We start from the raw sequence: 18,106 nt of genomic DNA, 5'->3' as shown, positions 1-18,106 counted from the left end.
GACACAAAAGGGCAGTAGACGGCAGTTAACTTTGGTGTGCCGCTTATCGAAGTTCCTGACCGTGCTCTGCGCAACCATTGCAGGAACCTCAACTCGGCGGCGCGCTGCTGACGGTTGAGCTTGTTGGCAAAAAGGTCTACCTAAAAGCTCATCTTGACCGTTCTCGCCCGGCCGAACCGGGCGATCCGCCGTAAGCACCGCCGTGGAACCATTCCACGGGGGTGACACCAGCTATTAAAGGAGAAACGAGCATGGCAATCCGGGTCGCGATCAACGGATTTGGCCGCATCGGCCGCAACATCTTGCGGGCGATTGCGGAATCCGGCCGCAAGGATATCGAAGTCGTAGGGATCAACGATCTCGGCCCGGTCGAGACCAACGCCCATCTGCTGCGTTTCGATTCCGTGCATGGCCGTTTCCCCGGCACCGTGACCGTCGACGGCGATTCGATCAACCTCGGCAACGGCAAGATCAAGGTTTCCTCCGAGCGCGATCCCTCGAAGCTGCCGTGGAAGGAACTCGGCGTCGACATCGCGATGGAATGCACCGGCATCTTCAGCGCCAAGGCCAAGGCCACTGCGCACCTGACCGCCGGCGCCAAGCGCGTGCTGGTTTCCGCGCCGTCGGATGGCGCCGACGCCACGATCGTCTACGGCGTCAATCACGACAAGCTGACCAGGGAGCACCTCGTCGTCTCCAACGGTTCCTGCACCACGAACTGCCTGGCTCCGATCGCCAAGGTGTTGAACGACACCGTCGGTATCGAAACCGGCTTCATGACCACGATCCACGCCTATACCGGCGACCAGCCGACGCTCGACACCCTGCACAGCGACCTCTATCGCGGCCGTGCGGCAGCGATGTCGATGATCCCGACCTCCACCGGTGCGGCCAAGGCGATCGGCCTCGTGCTGCCCGAGCTTCAGGGCAAGCTCGACGGCGTCGCGATCCGCGTGCCGACCCCGAACGTCTCGGTGGTCGATCTCAAGATCGTCGCCAAGCGCGCCACCGACGTGAAGGAAATCAACGCGGCGATGAAGCGCGCTTCCGAGCAGGAGCTGAAGGGCATTTTGGGCTACACCACCGCGCCCAACGTCTCGATCGACTTCAACCACGATCCGCACTCGTCCACCTTCCACGTGGACCAGACCAAGGTGCAGAACGGCACGCTGGTGCGGGTGATGTCCTGGTACGACAATGAATGGGGTTTCTCCAACCGCATGGGCGACACCGCCGTGGCGATGGGGAAGCTGCTGTAAGCTTAAGTCCCGTGTCCCGGACGCGGTGCAGCGTTCTTCACGCTGCTCCGCAGGGCCGGGACCCATTTGCACCGCGACCAGCCCAACCATGGGTCCCGGTTCTGCACAGCGGCGTTTCGCGCCGCAGTGCGCCCGCGACAAGAGACCACCCCAATGACAAAATCATTCCGCACCCTCGATGACGTCGACGTGAAGGGCAAACGCGTGCTGCTGCGCGTCGACCTCAACGTCCCCACCGACAATGGCCGCGTCACCGACGCCACCCGGCTCGAGCGCGTCGCCCCCACCATCACCGAGATCTCGGGCAAGGGCGGCAAGGTCATCCTGCTGGCGCATTTCGGCAGGCCGAAGGGACGCGACGCCAAGGAGTCGCTGAAGCCCGTCGCGGCGGCGCTGGCGCAGGTCATCAAGAAGCCGGTCGGTTTTGCCGATGACTGCATTGGCGAGGCCGCTGCAAACGCGGTTGCCGCGATGAAGGACGGCGACATCCTCTGCCTGGAAAACACCCGTTTTCACAAAGAGGAAGAAAAGAACGATCCGGCGTTTGTCGCCGAATTGGCGAAGCTCGGCGACATCTGGGTCAACGACGCGTTCTCGGCGGCGCACCGCGCCCACGCCTCGACCGAAGGTCTCGGCCACAAGCTGCCGGGCTATGCCGGCCGCACCATGCAGGCCGAGCTCGACGCGCTCGGCAAAGCGCTGGAAGCGCCGACCAAGCCCGTCATTGCAATCATCGGCGGCGCCAAAGTCTCGACCAAGATCGATCTTCTGGAAAACCTCGTCAGCAAGGTCGACGCGCTCGTCATCGGCGGCGGCATGGCCAACACCTTCCTGCACGCCCAGGGCATCGGCGTCGGCAAATCGCTGGCGGAAAAGGATCTGGCGGCGACCGCGCTGCGGATCATGGAAAAGGCCGAGGCCGCCAACTGCGCCATCATCCTGCCCGTGGACGCCGTGGTCGCCTATCATTTCGCGGCCAATTCGCCCTCGCATGCCTATGGCCTCGACGCCATTCCGGCCGACGGCATGATCCTCGACGTCGGCCCGCAATCGATTGCGCGGATCCACGCTGCGATCGACGACGCCGCGACGCTGGTCTGGAACGGCCCGCTTGGCGCCTTCGAAATGACGCCGTTCGACCGCGGCACCATGGTATCGGCCAGGCACGCCGCCGAGCGCACCAAGGCCAAGAAGCTGATCTCGGTCGCGGGCGGCGGCGACACTGTCGCTGCCCTGAACCAGGCCGGCGTGGCCGGCGATTTTTCCTATGTTTCGACCGCGGGCGGCGCGTTTCTTGAATGGATGGAGGGGAAACCCTTACCCGGTGTCGAAGTTCTAAAAATTCGCTAGTACCTTCAACTGACAGCAGATGAGCGCTTAGGGCGCTGTAAATACAAGGAGAATTCGGATGGCTCGGATTACGTTGCGTCAACTGCTCGACCACGCGGCGGAGCATGATTACGGCGTGCCGGCCTTCAACATCAACAATATGGAGCAGGCGCTCGCGATCATGGAGGCCGCCTCCAGCCTCGATGCGCCGGTCATCATCCAGGCCTCGCGCGGCGCGCGCTCCTACGCCAACGACATCATGCTCAAGCACATGATGGACGCCGTCACCGAAATCTATCCGCAGATCCCGGTCTGCGTGCACCTCGATCACGGCAATGCTCCCGACACCTGCATGACCGCGATCCAGGCCGGCTTCACCTCGGTCATGATGGACGGTTCGCTGAAGGCCGACGGCAAGAGCCCGGCCGACTGGACCTACAACGTCGGCGTCACCAAGACCGTCACCGACATGGCCCATCTCGGCGGCATCTCGGTGGAAGGCGAGCTCGGCGTGCTCGGCTCGCTCGAAACCGGCATGGGCGACAAGGAAGACGGCCACGGCGCCGAAGGTAAATTGTCGCACGACCAGCTGCTGACCAACCCGGACGAGGCGGTAAAATTCGTCCAGGAGACCAAGGTCGACGCCCTGGCGATCGCGATGGGCACCTCGCACGGCGCCTACAAGTTCACCCGCAAACCCGACGGCGACATCCTCGCCATGAACGTGATCGAGGAGATCCACCGCAAGCTGCCGAACACGCATCTGGTGATGCATGGTTCGTCCTCGGTGCCGCAGGACCTGCAGGAAATCATCAACGCCAACGGCGGCAAGATGAAGCCGACCTGGGGCGTGCCGGTTTCCGAGATCCAGCGCGGCATCAAGCACGGCGTGCGCAAGATCAACATCGACACCGACAACCGCATGGCGATGACCGGGCAGATCCGCAAGGTTCTGAAGGACAATCCGGAAGAGTTCGACCCGCGCAAATATCTCAAGCCGGCGATGGAAGCGATGACCAAGCTGTGCAAGCAGCGGCTGCAGGAATTCAACACCGCGGGCCAGGCCAGCAAGATCAAGAAGGTGCTGACCACGGCCGAAATGGCCAAGCGCTACAGCAAGGGCGAGCTTGACCCGAAGGTCGCCTGACCCGCGCCATCGCGCCGCGGAGGCTGCCGGCCGCGACGAACGTTTTCTAGGCAATTGCCCGAGAACCGCCTATTTTGGTTTGCAAGGCAGGTGTCTGGAGAACGGATCAATGAATCTCGCTGACCTCAACAAGGTCGCCCTCGCCATGGTCACGCCGGGCAAGGGCGTACTCGCCGCCGACGAATCCTCAGGCACGATCAAGAAGCGCTTCGACGCCATCAGCGTCGAATCGACCGAGGAGACGCGCCGCGACTACCGGGAAATGCTGTTTCGCTCGCAGGAGGCGATGAGCAAATACGTCTCGGGCGTCATCCTCTATGACGAAACCATCTGGCAGAATGCCAAGGACGGCACGCCGCTGGTCAAGCTGATCGAACAGTCCGGCGCCATCCCCGGCATCAAGGTGGATGAAGGAACCCAGGGCTTGCCGAACTGCCCCGGCGAATTGATCACGGCTGGGCTCGACAAGCTCGCCGAGCGTCTGAAGAAATATTACGAGCGCGGCGCACGGTTCGCCAAATGGCGGGCGGTGATCGACATCGGCCAGAATATCCCCAGCATGACCGCGATCCATGTCAACGCGCATGCGCTCGCCCGTTACGCTGCGTTGTGTCAGCAAGCGCAGATCGTGCCGATCGTCGAGCCGGAAGTGTTGATGGACGGCGATCACGACATCGACCGCTGCTACGAAGTGACCCAGCGCGTCCTGAACAAGACATTCCAGGAATTGCGGATCCAGCGCGTCGCACTGGAGGGCATGATCCTGAAACCCAACATGGCAATCGCAGGCAAGAAGAGCGCAAAGCCATCGCCGGTCGAAGAGGTCGCGGAGAAGACCATCCGGCTATTGAAGAGCTGCGTTCCGGCGGCCGTTCCCGGCATCGCCTTCCTCTCCGGCGGACAATCCGACGAGGATGCGACCGCGCATCTCAATGCCATGAACCGGATCGGCGGCCTCCCTTGGCGACTGACCTTCTCCTACGGCCGCGCGCTGCAAGCGGCGCCGCAGAAGGCGTGGTCGGGCAAAGCCGAGAACGTCGCCGCCGGCCAGCGCGCATTCACGCACCGGGCGCGAATGAATGCGCTGGCGAGCAAGGGTGAGTGGGAAGCCGGCCTGGAAAAGAAGGTCGCATAGCATTGGCCGCCAAACCCGTTCCGCAGCGCCCGGTGCCGCGCCTCTATCTCGCGACATCAGTCGTGGACGATCCGTCGCAGCTCATGGCCAGCCTCCCCGGCCTGCTCGCCGCAGCCGACGTCGCCGCCGTGCTGCTGCGGCTGCGCGAGACCGACCAGCGCACCATGATCTCGCGCATCAAGACGCTGGCGCCCGTCGTTCAGGACGGCGGCGCGGCGCTGCTGCTGGATGGCCATGTCGAACTGGTGGCGCGCGGCGGCGCCGATGGCGCCCATCTGACCGGGATCGCTTCCATCGAAGACGCCTTCCCGTCCCTCAAGCCCGATCGCATCGCCGGCGTCGGCGGCCTCGCCACGCGGCACGATTCGATGGCCGCGGGCGAAGCGGGCGCGGACTACGTGCTGTTCGGTGAACCCGACGCCAGGGGCGAGCGGCCATCGGCGGAAGCGATCGCCGAGCGCCTGCAATGGTGGGATGAATTGTTCGAACCGCCCTGCGTCGGTTATGCGGCCTCACGCGAGGAGGCCTGCGAATTTGCCGCCGCAGGTGCGGATTTCGTGCTTGTCGGCGATTTCATCTGGGCCGATCCGCGCGGGCCCGAGGCGGCGCTGATCGATATCGAGCAGGCGATCACGCAAGCGCACGCCGCCGCGTTTGGAAAAAACAAGAGCACGGACAACACCACCGAGCAGACGACCGGACGGGGATAGCGCCGGACATGAGACTGCTGCGTCCGATATCGATCCTTGGCTGCTGCCTGATGGCGGCGGCCGGCGCATCGGCGCAGATCTCGCTGACGCCGCCCGCAGCGCAGACGCCCGCGCCTGCCAGCAAGCCGGCCGCGAAGAAAGAGACGCCCAAAGAGATTTCCAAGGATACTTCCAAGGAGGCCCCGAAGCCGAAGGCGCCCACTGTCGCCAAGAAGCCTGCGGCCACGCCCAAACCGGCCGCGACGCCCACTCCGGCAGCTTCACCCACGCCCAGCTTTGACGATCCCAATGTCGATCTCGTCTACGGCGCCTATCAGCGTGGCCTCTACAAGACCGCGCTCGATCTGGCGCTGACGCGGGCGCAATATGCCGGCGACGCCAAGGCGATGACGATGATCGGCGAACTCTACTCCGGCGCCCTCGGCGTCAAGCGCGACTACGCGAAAGCCATCGAGTGGTACCAGCGCGCCGCCGACGCCGGCGACCGCGAGGGCATGTTTGCGCTGGCGATGATGAAGCTTTCCGGCCGCGGCGGCCCGGTCAACCGCGAGCAAGCGGTCAAGCTGCTGGCTTCCGCCGCCAAGCTCGGCAATCCCAAGGCGGCGTATAACCTGGCGCTGCTGTATCTCGACGGGCAGACACTGCCGCAGGATGTGAAACGTTCCGCCGAATTGCTGCGGATCGCGGCCGACGCCGGCAACCCGGAAGCGCAATACGCGCTTGCGACCTTTTACAAGGAAGGCACCGGCGTGCCCCAGGACATCGACAAGGCGGTGCGCCTGCTGCAAGCCGCGTCGCTGGCCGACAATGTCGATGCCGAGGTCGAATACGCGATCGCGCTCTATAACGGCACCGGCACGCCGAAGAACGAGGCCGCCGGCGTCGCACTGCTCCGCAAGGCGGCCCGGCAGAACAGCCCGATTGCGCAGAACCGCCTCGCCCGCGTGCTGGTCAGTGGACAGGGCGTGGCGGTCGACAAGGTCGAGGCCCTGAAATGGCACATTGTCGCCAAAACCGCAGGCAAGGGCGATCCGATGCTGGACGACGCGCTGGCGAGCCTCAGTCCCGAGGACCGCGCCAAGGCCCAGGAGGCCGCCCGCAAATGGATCGGCAACGACAAGAAATGACGCCTTGACGGCGACACATCGTCAGGGCACCCAGTCCCTCACCCCTCGCTAAACCCTTGGGCGGCATTGGCCGTTTTCCTCCTAACCCATAAGCCCCGCATCATGCTGCATTCAGCCCTTATCAACGTCATGGTGAAAGCCGCGCGCCACGCCGGCCGCAGCCTCAAGCGCGACCTCGGCGAGGTCGAGCATCTGCAGGTGTCGCTGAAGGGGCCTGCGAATTTCGTCACCATGGCCGACAAGCGCGCCGAGGAACTGCTCTATGCGGATCTGACCAAGTCGCGGCCGGGTTACGGCTTCATCGGCGAGGAAGGCGGCACGCGCGAAGGCGCCGACAAGAGCCACACCTGGATCGTCGATCCCCTGGACGGCACGACGAACTTCCTGCACGGCATTCCGCAATTCGCGATCTCGATCGGCCTGCAGCGTGAAGGCACCATCATCGCCGGCGTGATCTACAATCCGGCCAATGACGAACTCTACATCGCCGAGCGCGGCAAGGGCGCGTTCCTCAACGACCAACGGCTGCGCGTCGCCGGCCGGCGCCAGCTCGACGAATGCGTGATCGGCTGCGGCCTGCCGCATATCGGGCGTGGCGATCTACCCCAGTCACGGCAGGAGATGACCGCGATCCAGGAAAAGGTTGCGGGCCTGCGCCGGTTCGGCGCCGCCTCGCTCGACATGGCCTTCGTCGCCGCCGGCCGCCTCGACGGCTATTGGGAGCGCAACCTGCAGCCATGGGACATGGCGGCCGGACAGATCATGATCCGCGAGGCCGGCGGCGTCGTGTCGGGCATGGCGGGTGACGACGATTGCCTCAAGACCGGCCACCTGATCTGCGGCAACGAGTTCGTGCACAAAGAGCTGGTGAAGATTCTGAAGCCGCTGTAACGGCGCCGGTCGAGGCGGCAGGCCGGGGGTTTGGCGAGTGATCGCTACTCCGCGGCCCTCGGCGCTGCCTGCGCCTGCTTCGCTTCCGTCACCTTCTCCCGATCGCCGGCAAGGAACCTCTGCACCACGACGAAGAACACCGGCACCATCAACAGCGCCAGGATCACGACCGCGATCATGCCGCCCATCACGCTGGTGCCGAGCGCCTGCTGGCTGGCGCCGCCGGCGCCGGTCGCGATCACCATCGGCAGCACGCCGCAAACGAAGGCAAGACCGGTCATCAGGATCGGGCGGAAACGCAAGGTACAGGCTTCGATCGTCGCTTCGACCAGCGGCTTGCCTTGCGCGCGAAGCTCCTTGGCAAATTCGATGATCAGAATGGCATCTTTCGCAGCCAGTCCGATGATGGTGATCAGGGCGACGGTGAAGTAAACGTCATTCGGCAAGCCGCGCAACGACGCCGCCAGCACCGCGCCGCAGATCCCGAGCGGCACCGTCAACAGCACCGCGAGCGGAATGGTCCAGCTTTCATAGAGCGCTGCCAGACACAGGAACACCACCAGCGCCGACAGGCCGAGCAGGAACGGCGCCTGCGAGCCCGAGAGCTTTTCCTGCAGCGATTGTCCGGTCCACTCATAGCCGAAGCCGCGCGGCAGCTTGCCCGCGAGCCGCTCCATCTCGGCGATGGCGTCGCCCGAGGTAAAGCCGGGCTTCGCCTCGCCGCTGATGCGCACCGCGGGATAGTAGTTGAAGCCGGCGATCTGCGTCGGCCCCTTCGACCATTCGACGGAGGCGAACGAGGACAGCGGCACCAGCTGGCCACGGCTGTTCTTGACGTTGTAGTTCAGGATGTCGTCGGCATTCATGCGGCTGCCGCGGTCGGCCTGCACGATCACGCGCTGCATCCGGCCCCGGTTCGGGAAGTCGTTGATGTAGTTCGATCCGAGATTGGTCGAGATGGTGTTGTTGATGTCCTCGAAGGTGACGCCGAACGCACCGGCCTTTTCGCGGTCGATCATCAGATTGACCTGCGGCCCCGGCGGCAGGCCTTCGACATAGACCTTTTGCAGCACGCGGCTGGCATTGGCTTCCGCGATCAGCTGCTCGGCGGCGCTGACCAGCGCCGGATAACCCTTCTGGCCGCGGTCCTGCAGGCGGAACGAGAAGCCCGAGGAGTTGCCGAGATTGTCGATCGGCGGCGGCTGCAGCGCGGAAATCCGGGCGTCGCGGATCGACGACAGATCGCGGTTGATGTCGTTGACGATCGAGGCGGCCGAATCCTTCGGCCCGCGTTCCGACCAGTCCTTCAGCGTGATGAAGGCCTGGGCGGTGTTGATGCCCTGGCCGAGGAAGCTGAAGCCGGTGAGGAAGGTGACGTTCTCGACGCCGGAACGCTTCGCCAGATATTGCTCGACCTTCTCGACCGCCGCCTCGGTGCGGGCATAGGACGAGTCAGCCGGTGTCTGCACGTCGGTGGTGATGAAGCCCTGGTCGTCGACCGGGAGGAAGCCGCCGGGCAAGCGAATAAAGGCCCAGCTCAGCCCGACGATCAGCGCCGCATAGATCAGCATCAGGCGGCCGGTTCGCTTCAGCGAATGTCCGACGACGCGCGTATAACCGTCCTTGGTGCCGTCGAGCGCGCGGTTGAACCAGCCGAACACGCCCTTCCTGGCATGGCCGTGGCCGGCCACGACCGGCTTCAGCAAGGTCGCGCACAGCGCCGGCGTCAGCGACATCGCCAGCAGCGCGGAGAACGCGATCGCCGCAACCATCGTTACCGAGAACTGCCGATAGATGACGCCGACCGATCCCGGGAAGAACGCCATCGGCACGAACACCGCGATCAGCACCAGTGTAATGCCGATGATGGCGCCTGTGATCTGCGACATCGCCTTGCGGGTGGCCTCCTTCGGCGGCAGGCCCTCTTCGGCCATGATACGCTCGACGTTCTCGACCACCACGATGGCGTCGTCGACCAGGATGCCGACCGCCAGCACCATGCCGAACATCGTCAACATGTTGATGGAGTAGCCGGCCGCAAGCAGGATCGCGCAGGTGCCGAGCAGCGCCACCGGCACCACGATGGTCGGAATGATGGTGTAGCGGATGTTCTGCAGGAACAGGAACATCACGATGAAGACCAGCACGATGGCTTCGACCAGCGTCATCAGCACCTTCTCGATCGAGGCCTTCACGACAGGTGTGATGTTGTAGGGAATCTCATAGGCGATGTTGGCCGGAAAGAAGCGCGACAGCTCCTTCATCTTGGCTTCGACCGCGCTTGCGGTCGCCAGCGCGTTGCCGGTCGGCGACATCAGCACCGACAGACCCGCCGTCGGTTTGCCGTTAAGCCGCGTGTTGAACTGATAGCTTAATCCGCCGATCTCGATCCGGGCCACGTCGCGCAAACGCACCGTCGAGCCGTCCGCATTGGCACGCAGGATGATCGCGCCGAATTCGTCCGGCGACGAGAGCTGTCCCTTGACCAGCACCAGCGCCGAAATCTTCTGGTCATCCGTGCTCGGCTCGGCGCCGATGCTGCCGGAGGCTACTTGCGCGTTCTGCGCCGTGATCGCCTTGTTGACGTCATCGGCGGTCAGCCCATAGCCGACCAGCTTGGCCGGATCGACCCAGATACGCAGACTGCGTTCGGTGGAATAGAGCGTCGCGCGGCCGACGCCGGGAATGCGCCTGATTTCGCCGAGAACGCTGCGAATCATGAAGTCGCCGAGGCCGACCTCGTCGAGGCTGCCGTCGGTCGAGCGCAGCGTGATGATCTGCAGCACGGCGCTGGAAGCTTCCTCGATCAGGATGCCCTGCTGGATCACCGCGCGCGGCAGCCGCGCCTCGACGCGCTTGATGCGGTTCTGCACCTCCACCGACGCCGTCCCGGTGTCGGTACCCGGCACGAAATTGGCGATGATCTCGACCTGGCCCAGCGAGTCGCTGGTGGATTCAAAGTTCAGGATGCCGTTGGCGCCGTTGAGCTCTTCCTCGATCAGCCGCGTGACGCTGTTGTAGAGGTTTTCCGGCGACGCGCCGGGATAGCTGGTCGATATCGAGATCGAGGGCGGTGCGATGATCGGATACTGCGCGATCGCCAGCAGCGGGATCGAGATCGCGCCGATCAGACAGATGAAAAGCGCGACGACCCAGGCGAAGATCGGCCTGTCGATGAAGAAACTCGGCATGGAATCTACCGTGTCGCTTGCGCGGACGGCCTGGCACCGGCGAAATCGGCGGACGCGTCGGCCTCGGTCAGCAGCTGCGGCCGGACCTTATCGCCGGCGGCAAACTTCTGGAAGCCCTCGACGATGACCCTGTCACCGGCCTTCAGGCCCTCGGTGACGAACCACTGGCCGCCCTGCAACGAGCCGGTGCGTACCGGCTGGACGGCGACGAGGTTGTCGCTCTTGACCACGAACACTTCGCTGCCACCGCCGCCATTGCGCTGGATCGCCTGCTGCGGCACCGCGATGGCGTCGGTATCGATGCCCTGCTCGATCAGCACGCGGACGTACATGCCCGGCAGCAATTCGCGCCTCGGATTGGGGAACTCGCCGCGCAACGTCACCTGCCCGGTATGGGCATCGACCTTGGCCTCCGAGAACAGCAATCTGCCGGCAATCGGATAAACCGAGCCGTCGTCCAGCACCAGGCGAACCTTCATGGCGTCAGGCGCGATACGGTCGAGATCGCCGCTCTCCACCGCCCGGCGCAGCTGATTGAGCTCGTTCACCGATTGGGTGAAATCGGCATAGATCGGATCGAGTTGCTGGATGGTCGCAAGGCTCGTGCTTTCGTTCTGCACGACAAGCGCGCCTTCGCTCACCAGCGCGGCGCCGACGACGCCGTCGATCGGAGCGCGGATGGTGGCATAATCAAGATTGAGTTTGGCGCGGGCGACGTCGGCCTTGCGGCCCTCGACGTCCGCAGCCGCCTGACGCTCGGCCGAGATGGCTTTTTCGTTCTCGGCTTCGGGGGCTGCGCGCTGGCTGGTCAGCGTGGCGATACGGCGCGCATGCGATGCGGCCTGATCGAACGTTGCGCTGGCGCGCGCCAGCGCGGCTTCGGTCGACTGCACCTCGACCTCGAACGGCCGCGGATCGATCCTGTAGAGGGCGTCGCCGGCCTTGACCTCGCTGCCCTGGTGGAACAGGCGCTCGACCACGATGCCGGACACGCGCGGGCGCACTTCAGAAACGCGGGTCGGCGCGATACGCCCCGGCAATTCGCGGATGATCGCACGCGACTGCGGCCTCACGGTAACAACACTGACGTCTGGCTCGGAAGAAGGCTGCACAGCAGCCGTTGCAGCGGTTGGCTCTTTGCATCCAGCCAACAGCGGCGCCATCGCAAGGAGCATCAGAGCGATGCATGATTGCGCACGAATTCCAGACATCGAAAATATCGCCCCTTTAGTCGAGTTGAAGCGCAAACAACTGTTTGCGCGATACTGTCGCGAAGACATCGCGTTCTTGTTGAGACAAGGATAGGGTGAGTTTGCTGCGATGCAATGCGCATGCGCGGCGGCCCAATGTCACACGACGCTATCGCACTGAACAAACGGCGATTTTGGCGACTCACCGGATTGTGACAACGTCACGCTTCAGCGCGTCGGAATGGAACGCAACAAGTGTGAGCGGGAACCAGAGCTCAAAACGCGGCATCCCGCGAATTTGCGGAAAACCGGCGCGAATCACCTGCTGCCCGTTAACGAACCGCCTTCATCCGGTAGTGGCTGATGCCCCATTCGCTGCCGTCGGCGTAACCGAACAGGCCTGACGTCGCGAGAAAGAACCAGCGCCAGCGCCGCATCCACAACGCGGTCTCGCCGCCATAGACGGGACGCAACACCGCTTCGATCTCCTCGCGGTGCAGATCGAAATTGGCCAGCCAATCCTGCGCGGTGCGGTGATAATGCAGCCCGCTCCAGCGCCATTCCTTTTCGATTTCGAGCAGATCGGAATATTGCCGGATCAGATGGTGGCTCGGCATCATGCCGCCGGTGAAGAAATGCTGCGCGACCCAGTCCTCGCCATCGGCGCGGTCGAACAGATAGGCGCCCGAGCGATGGGTGAAGATGTGCATGAAGAAGCGACCGTCGGGCTTCAGCCAGGAACGGATCCGCGACATCAATTCGCGCCAGTTCAACAGGTGCTCGAACATCTCGACGGAGACGATGCGGTCGAACTGCATCTGCGGGTCGAACAGATTCATCTCCGAGGTGACCACACGCAGATTCTTCAATCCGCGCTTGCCGGCTTCGCCCTCGATGAATTGGCGCTGCGAGGCGGAATTCGATACTGCCGTCACTTCCGAATGCGGGAACTGCCGCGCCATCCACAGCGACAGCGAACCCCAGCCGCAGCCGAATTCGAGAATCGATTGGCCGTCGGCGATATCGGCATGCCCGACGGTCTGACGCAGCGCCTCCTCTTCGGCCTCCTGCAATGTCGTGGCCGGCTCCCGGTAGAAGCACGAGGAATATTTGCGGTGTGGCCCGAGGACAAGCGCGAAGAACGCCGACGGCACCTCGTGATGCTGCGCGGTGGCCTCGTCGCTGTATTCGGCGATGGCGCGCGCGGCCATCTCGTCGGCAAACCAGGCGTCGCTTTCGGCGTTGCCGATGGCGAGCCTTGTTGCGGTGCGCGAACACAGCCGGTGGATCGCGGCGCGGATGATCACGTCAGGCAGCGGCACCCGCTCAGCGGTGCCGATGATCGTGGAAACGAAGCTCATGTGACCACTCCCTTTCTTGAGCACGATCCTTTTTAGAAAACCGGCCTCCACTTTCGGGAATCATCTTGCGGCGATAGCGAGAAGAACGGACGGACACGCAACTGACAGTCGCGATAGCGGTCATCGCGCGGGCGCAGCAGCTGCGGCTCCCGCGACGGAATGCCGGTTACGCGGGCCAAACCGGGCGAAACGGTCCAGATTGTATCCACCCAGCCGGCGTTGCCGGTGCGTGGCTGCACCATCCAGGTGCCCGCCATCCGGACCGAGAGCAAAACGGCCATCGCCGCCAGCGCTTCGAGATACAGGGCCGTCATGAAAAATCCCGGTTGGACAAAGAACGTTTCCAAAATACGCTCAAGTCAAAGCCCAGTTTCGGCGTGAAGTTCCCCGTCGTCTGCCTGAAACCGCGCTTTTCCGATCTTTTTTCTCAGCCGCGCTGTGCCATATTGGCCCCCCAAACGCGGCTTTTCGCAACGGAAGACCCCCGCAATGCCCCAAGGCCCCTCCGCCCGCTCCGAAATGGAGATCGAGCTCACCAAATTGTCGTCGCCACAGATTTTTCTGGTGCGGATGCTGGTGTTCCTGGTGCTGTGCGGCCTGGTCATGACCGTGCTCTACAAGCAGATCGTCACCGCGTTCTTCGCCAATCCCGGCCTCAACGCCCTGATCGGCGCGGTGCTTCTGATCGGCATCATCCTTTCGTTCCGGCAGGTGATCCGGCTCTACCCGGAAGTCTCCTGGGTCAACAACTTCCGCATCGCCGACCCCGGCCTCGCCATCGACCGGCGCCCGACGCTTCTGGCGCCGATGGCGGCAATCCTCGGCGGCGAGCGCACCGGACGGATGTCGATCTCGCAGCAGACCATGCGGCATTTGCTGGATTCGATCGCAACAAGGCTGGACGAAGCCCGCGACATCTCCCGTTACATGACGGGCTTGCTGGTCTTTCTCGGCCTGCTCGGCACCTTCTGGGGCCTGATCGAAACCGTAGGCTCCGTCGGCCAGGTGATCGAGGGGCTGAAGGTCGGTGGTGATTCGGGCTCGCTGTTCGATACCCTGAAGGAGGGTCTGGCGGCGCCGCTCAAGGGCATGGGCATCTCGTTTTCGTCCTCGCTGTTCGGCCTCGCCGGATCTCTGATCCTGGGTTTCCTCGACCTGCAATCGAGCCAGGCGCAGAACCGCTTCTATACCGACCTGGAAGACTGGCTCGCCTCGACCGTGCGCGAATATTCAGGCGACGGCACCACCGGTGTTTCCGGCGAGCTGCAGCACGCGATGGAGCGGCTGCGCGCGGTGGTCGAGGAAGGCGGCAGCAGCCGCAGCACCACGGCGGCGATGGCCAACCTCGCCGAAGCCATTCAGGGCCTGGTCGCGCATATGCGCACCGAGCAGCAGATGATCCGCGAATGGGCCGACGGCCAGGGCGAACAGAATCGCGAGATCAAGAAGCTGCTCGAGCGGATCGCGCGCCAGCCCGAGAAGAGTTAACAGCATGATCCCGAAAAGTGGCGTTCCGGTTTTCGGATAAGATCATGCTCAGACATAAAGAGATTTAGCCGATGGCCCTCGCGCGTGCACGCCGCAACGAATCGGGAATGAACTACTGGCCGGGCTTCGTCGACGCGCTGTCGACGCTGGTGCTGTCGATCGTGTTCCTGCTCTCGGTGTTTCTCGTCGTGCAGTTCTTCCTGTCGCAGGAAGTCACCGGCAAGGACAAGGCGCTGGAGGCGCTCAACGCCAAGATCGCGCAGTTGAACGACCTGCTGTCGCTGGAAAAACTCACCGGATTGAACCTTAGCGACCAGCTCTCGCAGGCGCGCGCCGGATTGACATCGGTGGAAGCGGAGCGCGATCGCATCAAGGGCCTTTATGAGGGGCTCGCCGGCGCCGGCAACGACGCCCAGGGCCGCGCCAACGAACTCAACAAGGCGCTGGATTCCGAGAAGGCGGTGACGTCGCGCGCGCTGGCGCAGATCGAGGTGCTGAACCAGCAGATCAGCGCGCTGCGCCGGCAGCTCGCCGCGCTTGAAGAAGCGCTCGACGCCTCCGAAAAACGCGACAAGGAATCGCAGGGCCGCATTGCCGATCTCGGCCAACGGCTCAACGTGGCGCTGGCGCAGCGGGTGCAGGAACTGACGCGTTACCGTTCCGAGTTCTTCGGGCGGCTGCGTGCGATTCTCGGCAATCGGCCGGATGTCCGGATCGTCGGCGATCGCTTCGTGTTCCAATCCGAAGTGTTCTTCGACACCGGACAGGCCTTGCTGCTGCCCGAAGGCCGCTCCGAGCTCGACAAGCTTGCATCCGCGCTGGTTGATCTCGACAAGCAGATCCCGAGCGAAATCGCCTGGGTGCTGCGGGTCGACGGCCACACCGACGTGCGGCCGATTATGAACAGCCCGGTGTTCAAGTCGAACTGGGAACTATCGTCGGCGCGTGCGATCTCGGTGGTGCAATATCTGGTCTCGCTCGGCGTCCCCGCGCAGCGGCTGGTCGCCGCAGGCTTTGCCGAATTCCAGCCGCTCGACACGGCGCCGACCGAGGAAGCCTACAAACGCAACCGCCGCATCGAGCTGAAGCTGACAGAACGGTAGTGATCACGTGAGAGGCCCCGAGGAAGCAATTCCACGCGGAAGGGTGACCGCCGTGCTTCACACTCGGGCGTCGTACCCCGCGAAGGCGGGGTACCCAGTACGCCGCAGCTTCTCGATTCAACAACGAACTTCTCTGGAATACTGGGTCACCCGCCTTCGCGGGTGACGACAACAAAGTCAAATCCCTTCGAACTGCAATCTTGCCAGCCTTGCATACAGCCCGTTCGCGGCAACCAGCTCGGCATGCGTGCCCTGTTCGACGATGCGGCCCTGGTCCATCACCATGATGCGGTCGCAGGACAGAACGGTCGCGAGCCGGTGCGCGATCACGAGCGTGGTGCGGTGGCGCATCAATTCTTCCAGCGCGGTCTGCACCAGGGTCTCGCTTTCGGCATCGAGCGCGGAGGTTGCTTCATCGAGCAGCAACAGCGGGGCGTCGCGCAGGATGGCTCGGGCAATGGCGATGCGCTGGCGCTGGCCACCCGACAGCGTCACGCCGCGCTCGCCAAGCTGCGCCTCGAAACCCTCAGGCAGGCGGCGAATGAATTCGGTGGCATGCGCCTGATCGGCCGCGCGTTCGACCTCGGCATCGCTGGCATCAGGCCGGCCGAAGCGGATGTTTTCACGGGCGCTTGCCGCGAACACCACCGAGTCCTGCGGCACCAGCGCGATGCGCGCGCGCACTTCGCGTGGATCGGCCGATTTGATCGGCACGGCGTCGACCGAAATCGTTCCGCTGGCGGGATCGTAGAACCGCAGCAGCAGATGAAACAGCGTGCTCTTGCCGGCGCCTGACGGGCCGACGATCGCGACCTTCTCTCCGGCCCGTACCGACAGCGAGACGCTGTCGATCGCCCGTACATCCGGGCGCGTTGGGTAGTTGAAGCTGACATTTTCAAAGCTGACATCGCCGCGCGCCGGCGACGGCAGGGCGACCGGCGAGGCCGGCGCCGTAATCTGCGGCTTGACGCGCAGGATCTCGAACAACCGTTCGGCGGCGCCCGAGGCGGCCGAGACTTCTCCCCAGACCTCGCTGAGCTGGCCGAGGCCCGTCGCGGCGAACGCCGCATACAGCACGAACTGGCCGAGCCGGCCCGGGCTGATCGAACCGGTCAGCACGTCGTGCGAACCGACCCAAAGGATCACCACGACGCTGGAAAACACGATGAAGATGATGATCAAGGTCAGCACCGCGCGCGCCCGCGTCGAACTGCGCGCGGCGTCATAGGCTTGTTCGACCTCGCGGCCGAAGCGCGTCGCGGCCAGCCGCTCGCTGGTATAGGCCTGCACGGTTCGGATAGCGCCGACCAGCTCGGAGGCATAGGCGCTGGCGTCGGCCAGCGTATCCTGCGCGTTGCGAGACAGCCGCCGCACCCAGCGTCCGAACGCGACCAGCGGAATCACAATCACCGGAATTGCCAGCAGCACGAACAGCGAAAGCTTCGGGCTTGTGATCACCATCATGGTGGTGGCGCCGATGAACAGCATCAGATTGCGCAGCGCGATCGACACCGACGCGCCCACCGCCGACTTGATCTGGGTGGTGTCAGCCGTGAGCCGCGACACCAGTTCGCCGCTGCGGGCGGAATCGAAGAAGGAAGGCGACAGCGAGATCAGATGCGCGAACACGTCGCGCCGCAGGTCCGCAACGATGCGTTCGCCGATCGTCATGACCAGATAGAACCGCGATGCGCTGGCGCAGGCCAGCACTGCAACGACCGCGATCATCACGCTGAAGTAGCTGTTGATCATCGCGATGCCTTCGGGGCTGAAGCCGAAGTCGATCATGCGCCGCACCGCGATCGGCACCACCAGGGTCGTCACCGCCGCGACGGTCAGCGAGATGAACGCCAGTATCGCCCGCCCGCGATAGCGCGCGACGTAGGGCGCCAGCGCCAGCAGGGGGCGCAGTTTTGCGCCGGTTTTGGCCGGCGACTGCGTGAGCTGGGTTTCGATGAAGGCCTCTTCCTCGAGCAGCGCGTCGCGCCGCGGCGGCACGCTGCCGGGTGGGTCTTCAAGCTGTTCGGCTGCGCTCATGAAAAGGGACCAGTTTCGATGCCCCCAGATAGGCCCCGGGAGCGGCGCTGGCAAATCCGGCAGATCGGCCAATCAGACGGCCCTGGCAGCTTGTTTTGGCGGCCTTGTTGCGTTATAGACCCGCCCAAATCCCGTACC

Annotated in this window: 14 protein-coding genes; 9 read left to right on the top strand and 5 right to left on the bottom strand. The window is 64.1% G+C overall.

All coding sequences use genetic code 11. From position 1 onward, the window contains the following. The first annotated feature begins 251 nt into the window (after positions 1 to 251). From gap to JQ597_RS17755, 7 genes are all read left to right on the top strand, one after another. Complete coding sequence (gap, locus tag JQ597_RS17785) at positions 252 to 1,259, top strand: type I glyceraldehyde-3-phosphate dehydrogenase (RefSeq protein ID WP_212265545.1); 1,008 nt, start codon at positions 252 to 254, stop codon at positions 1,257 to 1,259. A gap of 153 nt (positions 1,260 to 1,412) precedes the next feature. Then, a complete protein-coding gene (locus JQ597_RS17780) occupies positions 1,413 to 2,609 on the top strand; it encodes a phosphoglycerate kinase (protein ID WP_212265544.1) in 1,197 nt (398 codons plus the stop codon). 58 nt (positions 2,610 to 2,667) lie between these two features. Beyond that, positions 2,668 to 3,735: a class II fructose-bisphosphate aldolase gene (gene fba, locus JQ597_RS17775; RefSeq protein ID WP_212032941.1), complete on the top strand. Its 1,068-nt coding sequence runs from the start codon at positions 2,668 to 2,670 to the stop codon at positions 3,733 to 3,735. A gap of 109 nt (positions 3,736 to 3,844) precedes the next feature. Beyond that, on the top strand, positions 3,845 to 4,870 hold the full coding sequence (locus JQ597_RS17770) for a class I fructose-bisphosphate aldolase (protein WP_212265543.1): 1,026 nt from the start codon (positions 3,845 to 3,847) through the stop codon (positions 4,868 to 4,870). Between the two features lie 2 nt (positions 4,871 to 4,872). Next, positions 4,873 to 5,580 (top strand): thiamine phosphate synthase, encoded by a 708-nt coding sequence (locus tag JQ597_RS17765; RefSeq protein ID WP_212265542.1) that lies wholly within the window; start codon positions 4,873 to 4,875, stop codon positions 5,578 to 5,580. A gap of 8 nt (positions 5,581 to 5,588) precedes the next feature. Further along, on the top strand, positions 5,589 to 6,707 hold the full coding sequence (locus tag JQ597_RS17760; RefSeq protein ID WP_212265541.1) for a tetratricopeptide repeat protein: 1,119 nt from the start codon (positions 5,589 to 5,591) through the stop codon (positions 6,705 to 6,707). A gap of 102 nt (positions 6,708 to 6,809) precedes the next feature. Then, complete coding sequence (locus tag JQ597_RS17755; RefSeq protein ID WP_212265540.1) at positions 6,810 to 7,598, top strand: inositol monophosphatase family protein; 789 nt, start codon at positions 6,810 to 6,812, stop codon at positions 7,596 to 7,598. Between the two features lie 44 nt (positions 7,599 to 7,642). On the opposite strand, the gene JQ597_RS17750 is transcribed toward JQ597_RS17755, so the two are convergent. The 4 genes from JQ597_RS17750 to JQ597_RS17735 all read right to left on the bottom strand — a co-directional run bounded on the left by JQ597_RS17750 (position 7,643) and on the right by JQ597_RS17735 (position 13,654). Further along, on the bottom strand, positions 7,643 to 10,789 hold the full coding sequence (locus JQ597_RS17750; RefSeq protein WP_212265539.1) for a multidrug efflux RND transporter permease subunit: 3,147 nt from the start codon (positions 10,787 to 10,789) through the stop codon (positions 7,643 to 7,645). A gap of 5 nt (positions 10,790 to 10,794) precedes the next feature. Next, positions 10,795 to 12,000 (bottom strand): efflux RND transporter periplasmic adaptor subunit, encoded by a 1,206-nt coding sequence (locus JQ597_RS17745; RefSeq protein ID WP_212265538.1) that lies wholly within the window; start codon positions 11,998 to 12,000, stop codon positions 10,795 to 10,797. Between the two features lie 311 nt (positions 12,001 to 12,311). Continuing rightward, complete coding sequence (locus JQ597_RS17740; protein WP_212265537.1) at positions 12,312 to 13,340, bottom strand: SAM-dependent methyltransferase; 1,029 nt, start codon at positions 13,338 to 13,340, stop codon at positions 12,312 to 12,314. Positions 13,341 to 13,372: 32 nt separating this feature from the next. After that, entirely contained in the window at positions 13,373 to 13,654 is a 282-nt protein-coding gene (locus JQ597_RS17735) for a hypothetical protein (RefSeq protein ID WP_212265536.1), read from the bottom strand. Between the two features lie 175 nt (positions 13,655 to 13,829). Here JQ597_RS17735 and JQ597_RS17730 point away from each other — a divergent pair, with 175 nt between their 5' ends. Further along, a complete protein-coding gene (locus JQ597_RS17730) occupies positions 13,830 to 14,828 on the top strand; it encodes a flagellar motor protein MotA (RefSeq protein ID WP_212213250.1) in 999 nt (332 codons plus the stop codon). Positions 14,829 to 14,899: 71 nt separating this feature from the next. Further along, positions 14,900 to 15,931, top strand: coding sequence for a peptidoglycan -binding protein (locus JQ597_RS17725; RefSeq protein WP_212265535.1), 1,032 nt, complete (start codon positions 14,900 to 14,902; stop codon positions 15,929 to 15,931). A 177-nt stretch (positions 15,932 to 16,108) separates the two neighbouring features. On the opposite strand, the gene JQ597_RS17720 is transcribed toward JQ597_RS17725, so the two are convergent. Further along, on the bottom strand, positions 16,109 to 17,968 hold the full coding sequence (locus JQ597_RS17720) for an ABC transporter ATP-binding protein/permease (RefSeq protein ID WP_212265534.1): 1,860 nt from the start codon (positions 17,966 to 17,968) through the stop codon (positions 16,109 to 16,111). Between the last annotated feature and the right edge of the window lie 138 nt (positions 17,969 to 18,106).

Origin of the sequence: Bradyrhizobium sp. AUGA SZCCT0177 (genome assembly GCF_018130125.1) — a bacterium.
GTDB lineage: Bacteria > Pseudomonadota > Alphaproteobacteria > Rhizobiales > Xanthobacteraceae > Bradyrhizobium.
This window is presented reverse-complemented; position numbering and strand designations above follow the sequence as displayed.

Coding starts and splice junctions, on each gene's coding strand:
- JQ597_RS17745 (WP_212265538.1), bottom strand. CDS start 12,000: ATGTCTGGAATTCGTGCGCAATCATGCATCGCTCTGATGCTCCTTGCG.
- JQ597_RS17760 (WP_212265541.1), top strand. CDS start 5,589: ATGAGACTGCTGCGTCCGATATCGATCCTTGGCTGCTGCCTGATGGCG.
- gap (WP_212265545.1), top strand. CDS start 252: ATGGCAATCCGGGTCGCGATCAACGGATTTGGCCGCATCGGCCGCAAC.
- JQ597_RS17735 (WP_212265536.1), bottom strand. CDS start 13,654: ATGACGGCCCTGTATCTCGAAGCGCTGGCGGCGATGGCCGTTTTGCTC.
- JQ597_RS17770 (WP_212265543.1), top strand. CDS start 3,845: ATGAATCTCGCTGACCTCAACAAGGTCGCCCTCGCCATGGTCACGCCG.
- JQ597_RS17780 (WP_212265544.1), top strand. CDS start 1,413: ATGACAAAATCATTCCGCACCCTCGATGACGTCGACGTGAAGGGCAAA.
- JQ597_RS17720 (WP_212265534.1), bottom strand. CDS start 17,968: ATGAGCGCAGCCGAACAGCTTGAAGACCCACCCGGCAGCGTGCCGCCG.
- JQ597_RS17725 (WP_212265535.1), top strand. CDS start 14,900: ATGGCCCTCGCGCGTGCACGCCGCAACGAATCGGGAATGAACTACTGG.
- fba (WP_212032941.1), top strand. CDS start 2,668: ATGGCTCGGATTACGTTGCGTCAACTGCTCGACCACGCGGCGGAGCAT.
- JQ597_RS17750 (WP_212265539.1), bottom strand. CDS start 10,789: ATGCCGAGTTTCTTCATCGACAGGCCGATCTTCGCCTGGGTCGTCGCG.
- JQ597_RS17730 (WP_212213250.1), top strand. CDS start 13,830: ATGCCCCAAGGCCCCTCCGCCCGCTCCGAAATGGAGATCGAGCTCACC.
- JQ597_RS17740 (WP_212265537.1), bottom strand. CDS start 13,340: ATGAGCTTCGTTTCCACGATCATCGGCACCGCTGAGCGGGTGCCGCTG.
- JQ597_RS17755 (WP_212265540.1), top strand. CDS start 6,810: ATGCTGCATTCAGCCCTTATCAACGTCATGGTGAAAGCCGCGCGCCAC.